Annotated in this window: 9 protein-coding genes; 8 read left to right on the forward strand and 1 reads right to left on the reverse strand. The window is 48.6% G+C overall.

Annotated elements, in window-relative coordinates; translation table 11 throughout:
• Nucleotides 1-74: 74 nt before the first annotated feature.
• The 8 genes from AOG36_RS07320 to mrdA are packed head-to-tail and all read left to right on the forward strand — an operon-like array spanning nt 75 to nt 6,807.
• Nucleotides 75-845, forward strand: coding sequence for a TatD family hydrolase (locus tag AOG36_RS07320; protein WP_015107343.1), 771 nt, complete (start codon nt 75-77; stop codon nt 843-845).
• Complete coding sequence (locus AOG36_RS07325) at nt 839-1,936, forward strand: lytic transglycosylase domain-containing protein (RefSeq protein WP_015107344.1); 1,098 nt, start codon at nt 839-841, stop codon at nt 1,934-1,936. The genes AOG36_RS07320 and AOG36_RS07325 overlap by 7 nt, the downstream gene beginning before the upstream one ends.
• Complete coding sequence (locus tag AOG36_RS07330) at nt 1,933-2,904, forward strand: septal ring lytic transglycosylase RlpA family protein (RefSeq protein WP_084815814.1); 972 nt, start codon at nt 1,933-1,935, stop codon at nt 2,902-2,904. The genes AOG36_RS07325 and AOG36_RS07330 overlap by 4 nt, the downstream gene beginning before the upstream one ends.
• The gene (locus tag AOG36_RS07335; protein ID WP_015107346.1) at nt 2,905-3,477 is read left to right on the forward strand and encodes a hypothetical protein; all 573 of its coding nucleotides are present in this window, start codon (nt 2,905-2,907) and stop codon (nt 3,475-3,477) included.
• Nucleotides 3,474-4,001 carry a lipopolysaccharide transport periplasmic protein LptA gene (gene lptA / locus AOG36_RS08385; RefSeq protein WP_015107347.1) on the forward strand — a complete coding sequence of 176 codons (528 nt, stop codon included), beginning with the start codon at nt 3,474-3,476 and terminating at the stop codon, nt 3,999-4,001. Before AOG36_RS07335 ends, lptA begins: the two co-directional genes overlap by 4 nt.
• Entirely contained in the window at nt 3,976-4,614 is a 639-nt protein-coding gene (gene yihA / locus AOG36_RS07340; RefSeq protein WP_015107348.1) for a ribosome biogenesis GTP-binding protein YihA/YsxC, read from the forward strand. Before lptA ends, yihA begins: the two co-directional genes overlap by 26 nt.
• Nucleotides 4,605-5,048, forward strand: coding sequence for a hypothetical protein (locus tag AOG36_RS07345; RefSeq protein WP_015107349.1), 444 nt, complete (start codon nt 4,605-4,607; stop codon nt 5,046-5,048). The genes yihA and AOG36_RS07345 overlap by 10 nt, the downstream gene beginning before the upstream one ends.
• Nucleotides 5,035-6,807, forward strand: a complete 1,773-nt coding sequence (gene mrdA / locus AOG36_RS07350; protein WP_015107350.1) for a penicillin-binding protein 2 — start codon at nt 5,035-5,037, stop codon at nt 6,805-6,807. The genes AOG36_RS07345 and mrdA overlap by 14 nt, the downstream gene beginning before the upstream one ends.
• On the opposite strand, the gene serB is transcribed toward mrdA, so the two are convergent.
• Nucleotides 6,804-7,418: a phosphoserine phosphatase SerB gene (serB, locus tag AOG36_RS07355; RefSeq protein ID WP_015107351.1), complete on the reverse strand. Its 615-nt coding sequence runs from the start codon at nt 7,416-7,418 to the stop codon at nt 6,804-6,806. The genes mrdA and serB overlap by 4 nt on opposite strands.
• Nucleotides 7,419-7,618 lie beyond the last annotated feature (200 nt).

Raw genomic sequence — 7,618 nt, forward strand, 5'->3', positions numbered from 1 at the left:
CCTTTTGATCGTTTTAGGGTATCGATCCATTAATTATAGTACAATAGAACTTTTTTATATTGATAAGGAGCTAGATGTTAGAGCTTGTAGACACCCATTGCCATTTAGACCACACCCACTATGAAGCCGATTTGCACCAAGTCTTGGAGCACGCCAAAGAAGTCGGGGTGAGCACCGCCATCATCCCCGCTGCCAGCCCCAAAGACCTAGCCCGCGCCATCGCGCTTTGTGAAGAAAACCCCAATCTTTACTTTGCCGTAGGTATACATCCCTTAGACTTGCAAGATTTCAACTTAGCCCCTTTAAAGGCGCACATACAGCATCCTAAATGCGTGGCAGTGGGTGAGTGCGGACTAGATTACCACTACAAAGACGACGAATCCACCAAAGCCCGCCAAAAGGAAGTCTTCCACGCCCAAATCGCTTTGGCTTTAGAGTTTAACAAGCCCCTGATCGTGCATATACGCGAAGCCAGTATAGACGCACACACGATTTTAAAGCAATACCCCGAGATTAAAGGCGTGTTGCACTGCTTTAATGGGGATGCGCTTTTATTGGAGCTCGCCTATAATTTTTACTATGGAATCGGGGGCGTGGCGACCTTTAAAAACGCTAAAAATTTAGTGGAAGTCTTGCCGCAAATCCCCCTCGAACGCTTGCTTTTAGAAACCGATGCGCCCTATTTAACCCCCCACCCCTTTAGAGGGCAACGCAATGAACCTAAATATATCCCCTTGGTTGCCCAAAAGCTAGCCCAGGTGCGCCAAATGAGCGTGGAAAGTCTAGCCAACAGCACCACACATAACGCCCAAACTCTGTTTCATTTAAAGGTGTCTTCATGTTAAAAAATCTCTTACAACCCTTAAGTTTTGTTTGCCTGCTAAGCCTATCCTTATGTGCCGCCCCACCCACGATCAACAGCACCAGTTTAAAGACCCTAAATGCCTTTGGCGTGGACGCTGATTTTCTTGCCAATAGTGCCAATGCCAACACCCTAGAAAGTGTGCAGCAAACCTTTGATCGATTATTGCAGCACTACGATGCAAATGGGGTATTTATCCCCACCATCAAAAGCATGCTCTTACAGGCCAATGTCCCCGTGGAGTTTCTTTTTTTGGCGATGGCTGAATCTAAATTCTCGGTGCGTGCCTACAGCGTGAAAAAAGCGGTGGGTATTTGGCAGTTCATGCCAGAAACCGCCAAAATGTTGGGTCTGAAAGTCGATGCCCTCGTGGATGAACGCCGCGACCCCATTAAAAGCACCCAAGCAGCGATCACCTACTTTAAAATGCTTTACCAAAAAACCCACCAATGGTATTTAGTCGCCATGGCCTATAACTACGGATTAAGACGCGTGCTTGAGGCGATCCAGGCTGCGGGCACAGATAACATTAATGTTTTGCTCGATGAACATAAAAAATACCTCCCCCAAGAAACCCGCCACTACATCCGCTCCATTTTGAGCCTTGCCATCGCCTTCAACAATTTGGACACAGAGGGCAAGAAGGCGTATTTGCTCAATAGAGGTGCACGCCAAACTTTGGCGAGTGTGCAGGTCAAGGGTGGGACCTTGCTTAGCCAAGTTGCCAGCGCGGCGCGTTTGTCTGTGGCAACGGTTAGGGCCTACAACCACCAATTTAGATACAATTTTGCGCCCACAGGGATATCTAGCACAGTCTACATCCCCTATGAAAACTTAGCCTACTTTAGACAACACTATAAACCCAAAAGCTACATTGTGCGCATACTTAGCCACAGAGTTAAACCCAAAGAAACCCTTTACTCCATCGCCAGGAAGTTCCACAGCTCTGTTGCCCTTTTAAGATACACTAATAATCTCAAAGGTTTTTACTTGAGTCGCAAACAAAAGCTCATCATCCCCGTCTTAGCTCCCAAATTCCGCCGCTTAAAAGTGGCACAAAATGAGGTGCTATGAAATTGTATTATTCAGTTCTTCTCGCTAGTTTAGCACTTGTGGGGTGCGCTAAAAACGCGCCCACTCAAGAAGAAAGCCACGCGTTGTTTAACAAACATGAAAGTTTGCGCGCCTATGAAGATGCCAGGGACTTTGATGGCACCATCCCGCCTAAAAAGCATTTTTCCTTTTTCCACCACCATAAGAATAAACACAGTTACAGCCCGCCCTACAACACCCCCGTGTCCAAGAGCAGTTTAACCGCGGGAATGATCGACTCGGAGGCGATGCAACGCGCGACCATGCGCCCCTATAGAGTGGGGGGCAGAACTTACTACCCCACACAGGTGAAAGTCGGACAGACTTTTGATGGGTATGCCAGTTGGTATGGCCCCAACTTCCATACTAAACGGACTAGCAATGGCGAAACCTACAACATGCACGCCCACACCGCCGCCAATAAAATCCTACCTATGAACACAATTGTCAAGGTGACGAATAAGGACAACAACAGAAGCACCATTGTGCGTATCAATGACCGTGGACCCTTTGTGAGAAACCGCATCATCGATCTCTCCAACGCTGCTGCACACGACATCGCGATGGTGGGCAAAGGGGTCGCACCTGTGCGCTTAGAGGTGATCGGCTTTGGGGGTGTGGTGGCCAAACAATATGGCCCTTCTTTGGCACAGAACACACAGGCTAAAGTCTTGCAAAAAGAGTTTAAGGTGGGCGAGAGTCAAAAGAGTTACAGTGGGGGGAACTTCTCCTTGCAAGTGGGGGCATTTGCCAATAAACAAGGGGCGATCCATGCTAGAAACACTCTACAAATACGGCTTAAAAACACCAACTACTCTAGTGCCATTGTGCAGGGCGTGAAAAACGATAAGCCCATTTATCGGGTTTTCATCAAGGGCTTTTTGAGCGAAGCCGAGGCAAGCGATTACGCAAAGGGGCTTAATAGACCTAGCTTTTTGGTGCGTGAATAGGTGCGTGCAAACCCCGTTTGGTTGTTTTTCATTGGTTTGGCGGTGGCGATGGGGAGCTTGATCTTGTTTTTCTTGCACCCCCCAAAAAAATACACCACCTTCAGAGGGGACTTTGCCAAAATCGAGCTGCACGGCTTTAGTGCTTTTGAAAGCAATGCCACCAGCACAGATTTAAATATCGAGGGGGTTAGAGCGTTGCAATTTAGCGACCACGAAGTGCTTTACGACTTTGTGCTCAGCAAATTTGACACCGATAGCCAAGTCTTGGAGCATGCAAGAGGAGAGGTCTTGGTGCGCCGCAACGATTTGTACAGCTTTCCTAAAGGGGTGCTTTACACGACCAGTAACCACGAGAGCTTTTGGAGCCAAAAGGGGGCTTACAACCATGCTAAGCAGACCTTCCAAGGGGAGGGCAATTTTTTACTCAACGCTCCAGAGGGGCATGTGAGTGGGCAAAACATCGCCTATAACCACAAAACCCAAGTTTTGCAAGCACAACACATCCACGCCATCATTAACCTAGCAGAAGCCCAGCACCCCAAGGGGCGGCACACACAGAGGTTTAAGTTTTGAAAAAGCTAGCGTTTTTGGGGCTTGTATGTGGCTTTTTGTGCACCGCACCTTTAAAGGAAACCTTAGAGGTGACCGCAGATAAATTCCTCGCCAATGACCAAAAGAAAATGACCATCATCCAAGGCAATGTTCACATCAAAAAGGGTAAGGACACGCTGACCGCCGACAAGGTGGTGATTTACACCAACGCTAAGCGCAAACCCACCAAATACGAGGCGATTGGGAATGTGCATTTCCATTTGTTCACTGAGGACGGCAGAGAAGTTAAGGGGCACTCGGATCGGCTGATTTATGATGCCCTAAAACAAGAGTACCGCTTATTGCAAAACGCCGTGGTGGATGAAGTGGGCAAGGTCAATTCTGTGAAGGGCGAGGAGATCATTTTGAGCAAGGAGCACGGCTACGCCGATGTGCTCGGGGGCAAGGACAAACCGGCGACCTTTGTCTTTGACATGGAAGACATCCAAAAAGAGCAGAAAAAGCAAAAGGCCAAAAAGCATGCCAAAGAACAGCCCAAGCCTTAAGGTCTTAGAGAGCCACTTTGTGTGCTCGGCGATCAACATGGCCCAAACCCCCCCAGCCCACCTGCCCGAAGTGGCGTTTTTGGGGCGCAGCAATGTGGGCAAGAGTTCTTTTATCAACCAACTTCTAGGCCGCAAAATCGCCAAGAGTTCAGCCACCCCGGGCAAAACGCAAATGGCTAATTTCTTCACCACCACTTGGCAACTAGGTGAGGAGAAGATCGCCTTTGGCTGCATTGACCTGCCCGGCTTTGGATATGCTAAGGTGTCTAAGAGTCTGCAAGAAGAGTGGGGAGTGTTTTTATGCACACTCTTAAAGCAACGCCCCAACATTAAAGTGTTCTTGCACCTCATAGATGCGCGCCACCCCCACCTAAGCCAAGATGCGCGCGTGCAAGAGTTTCTAAAAAGTTTTATCAAACCCGATCAGTGCATCCGTTGCATTTACACCAAGTTTGACAAACTCACTAGCCACGCTAAACACGCTCTGCTACAAGAACATCCACAAGCTCTGGTGAGCGTGCTAAAGCCTTCCACCCTTAAACCAAAATTTGGTTCTTTAGAACAGCTCCAAGCCACTTTATTAAACGCCTTGTTGGGGTACGCATGCGCTTGAACTTGACCTACACCCGTTGCGTTTTGGCCGTACTCACCTTTTATCTTTATAACAATTTACAAGCCCTTTATCCCACCTTACCTCCCCTCCTTAGCCTCCTTTTCATTTTATTTAAAAACAGGGAGGAGGTGCGGGTGCAAGACCGCTATGTCCTCTCCATTTTCGCGGGCTTGCTGTTCTTTGAAGCGATCCATCAAGAGCCCCTGGGGATTTTAATCCTACTTTTTATTTTGTATGAAAAAATCGTTGTGCAGTTTGTGCTTAGAGCTTTTGAAGACCATATCTTGTGGGAAGCGTTTCACATGCTCTCTATTTATGTGCTCTACACACTTTTGCTTTCCACACTGCATGACACACCAATAGCCCCTTGGGATCGGCTCTTGACTTATACGGGCATTGAGTTTATTTTATGGAGGGTGTATGCAAGGGCTTAGGTTCCGCTTCATCTTTGGGTTTTTGGCACTGGTGTGGGCGATCTTGCTCTTGCGTATTTTCATTTTAACGATCAAGACCAACGACTATTTTGAACAGCTTGCCCTGCGCAACATGACTAAAAAGGAGATTTTGGTCCCCACAAGGGGGCTCATTTTGGATCGCAACCACCAACTCTTGGCGATGAATGAGTTGGGTTTTAGCATTTCTTTAGCTCCCGCCTTGAAAAAGTCCCAGTTGCAACAAGAACTAGAATTTTTAGCGCGCCACTTCCCCGCCCTAGACACCCAAGCCGCCGCGCAAAACTACCGCCACCAAAACTCTGTATATAACCACAACGCCATCCAGATCCTAGACTTCATCCCCTATGAAGAGATGCAAACGCTCTATCCCAAGCTCATCTTAGACCCTAAAATCAGCATCTCCCCCGCCAACAAGCGCCATTACCCGGGCAATGCCCTAGCCTCGCATGTCATCGGTTACTTGGGCGCAGCCGACATGAAGGACATGCAAAGTGATCCTAAGAGCCAATACACCCACACCACGGGCAAGACGGGCTTAGAAAAACAGTACAACGACTTCTTGCAAGGGGAGATGGGCTATAAACTGGTGAGCGTGAATGCCCTAAACCAAGAGCTCAAAGTCCTAGAGGAAAAGCAACCCAAGACCAATAATGACCTCGTGCTGACCCTAGACAAACGCTTGCAAGAAAAAGCCGATGCGCTCTTTGTAGGCAAGGTAGGGGCGGTGGTGGTGATGGACGCACACACGGGAGCGATCTTGGCTGCGGGCAGCTATCCTGAATACAACCTCAACAATTTCATCGGCGGGATCAGCGTGGCACATTGGAAAGAACTGCAAGACAACATCTATAATCCTCTTTTAAACCGCCTTGTCAATGGGCTTTACCCCCCCGGCTCTGTGGTGAAAATGGGCTCAGCACTTAGTTTTCTAGAATACCTGCCTATTACCGAGCAAACCGAGGTCTTTGCCCCCGGCTATATTGAGGTGGGCAAGCGCAAATTTAGAGACTGGAAAGCCGGTGGGCATGGTAGGACAAATCTCTATAAAGCAATCAAGGAGTCCGTGGATGTTTACTTTTATAAATTCGCCCTCGACATTTCTATCGACAACCTTGCTAAGACCTTCCACCAAATGGGCTTTGGGCAGAAAACAGGTGTGGACTTGCCCAATGAGTTTGTCGGTATTCTACCCGATCCGGGTTGGAAAATGAAGCGCTTTGGAGACATTTGGAACACGGGCGACACGCTCATCACTTCTATCGGACAGGGCTCGTTTTTAACCACACCTTTGCAGGTGGCAAACTACACGGCTTTAATCGCCTCTGGCAAACTGCCTACCCCCCATTTTGCCCTTAAAGGCAATTTTAAAGTGAAGGATGTCCTCGACAACTTCCAAAAGTCCAAACTACCCGCTCTTAGGCAGGGCATGTATGAAGCGTGTAGCACCCAAGGGGGCACGGGCTATAACAGCACTAGAGGGGTGAAGGTCGCTCTAGCGTGCAAGACAGGCACGGCCCAAGTTGTGGGCATCGATCAAGACACGATCAAGCGCATCAAAGAAGACCAAATGGAGTATTTCCACCGCTCACATGCGTGGATGACCGCCTTTTTGCCCTATAAAAACCCCAAATATGTCATCACCGTTCTAGTCGAGCATGGCGAGGGGGGCAGCAAGAATGGCCCCATCGTCAAAGCCATAGCCAACGCCTTGGTGGACTTGGGCTATCTCAAGCCCTAGGCATGTTCTAAAACTTCTTGTAAATCTAAGCTTTGGGCAATGAAGGTGGCGGCTTTTTTGGTGATCTCTTTGGCATTGAACGCCACGCTCACATTGGCTAACTTGAACATGCCAATATCATTGGCCCCATCGCCTATGGCTAGGGTGTGCTTAGGCCTAAGCAGGCTTTGCAAACTGGCTAGAATTTCCGCTTTAGAATCCCCTCGCATCAAGGGCCCGCTCACTTCGCCCGTTAAAACTCCCCCACTCATATGCAAGGTGTTGCTAAAATCCGCATCTAGTCCCAATTTTTCTTTAAAATGTCCGGTCGCCCACTTAAAGCCCCCGCTAAGGCACACGACCCTGTAGTCTAAAGCCTGCAAACCCTGCACCACCTCTAAAGCTCCCTTGTGTAGGGGCAAGTTTTGGCAAATCTCTTGGGCATGTTTAGCGTCCATGCCCTTTAACAAACCAGCACGGCTAATTAGGCTCGTGTAAAAGTCTGCCTTGCCTGCCATGGCTAGCTCTGTGGTGTTGATCACCTCTTGCCCTACACCATGCGCCTTTGCCAACTCTTCAATCGTCTCCGCATCCACTAAAGTCGAATCAAAATCAAAAACCGCTAGTTTCATGGCTCTCCTTTATGGGGCTATTCTAGCGCAAAAGTTTAGCTTGGACTAATCTTTGTTTTGTTAGCATGGTGTTTTCTATACTAGATTTAGGACATTTATGATGTTAACCCCGTTTTGTCGCCGCTTGACAGGGGGGGGGGGGGGGAAAACCCAACGGCTCTTTCCCCAAAACCCCCCCCCCACCCCCCAAAAACCCAACC

It is taken from the genome of Helicobacter heilmannii, from assembly GCF_001283065.1.
In the GTDB taxonomy this organism is placed as follows: Bacteria; Campylobacterota; Campylobacteria; order Campylobacterales; family Helicobacteraceae; genus Helicobacter; species Helicobacter heilmannii.

What these genes read in the sequence shown, in the direction of transcription:
- AOG36_RS07320 (WP_015107343.1), top strand. Translation starts at nt 75, where the DNA reads ATGTTAGAGCTTGTAGACACCCATTGCCATTTAGACCACACCCACTAT.
- AOG36_RS07325 (WP_015107344.1), top strand. Translation starts at nt 839, where the DNA reads ATGTTAAAAAATCTCTTACAACCCTTAAGTTTTGTTTGCCTGCTAAGC.
- AOG36_RS07330 (WP_084815814.1), top strand. Translation starts at nt 1,933, where the DNA reads ATGAAATTGTATTATTCAGTTCTTCTCGCTAGTTTAGCACTTGTGGGG.
- yihA (WP_015107348.1), top strand. Translation starts at nt 3,976, where the DNA reads ATGCCAAAGAACAGCCCAAGCCTTAAGGTCTTAGAGAGCCACTTTGTG.
- AOG36_RS07345 (WP_015107349.1), top strand. Translation starts at nt 4,605, where the DNA reads ATGCGCTTGAACTTGACCTACACCCGTTGCGTTTTGGCCGTACTCACC.
- mrdA (WP_015107350.1), top strand. Translation starts at nt 5,035, where the DNA reads ATGCAAGGGCTTAGGTTCCGCTTCATCTTTGGGTTTTTGGCACTGGTG.
- serB (WP_015107351.1), bottom strand. Translation starts at nt 7,418, where the DNA reads ATGAAACTAGCGGTTTTTGATTTTGATTCGACTTTAGTGGATGCGGAG.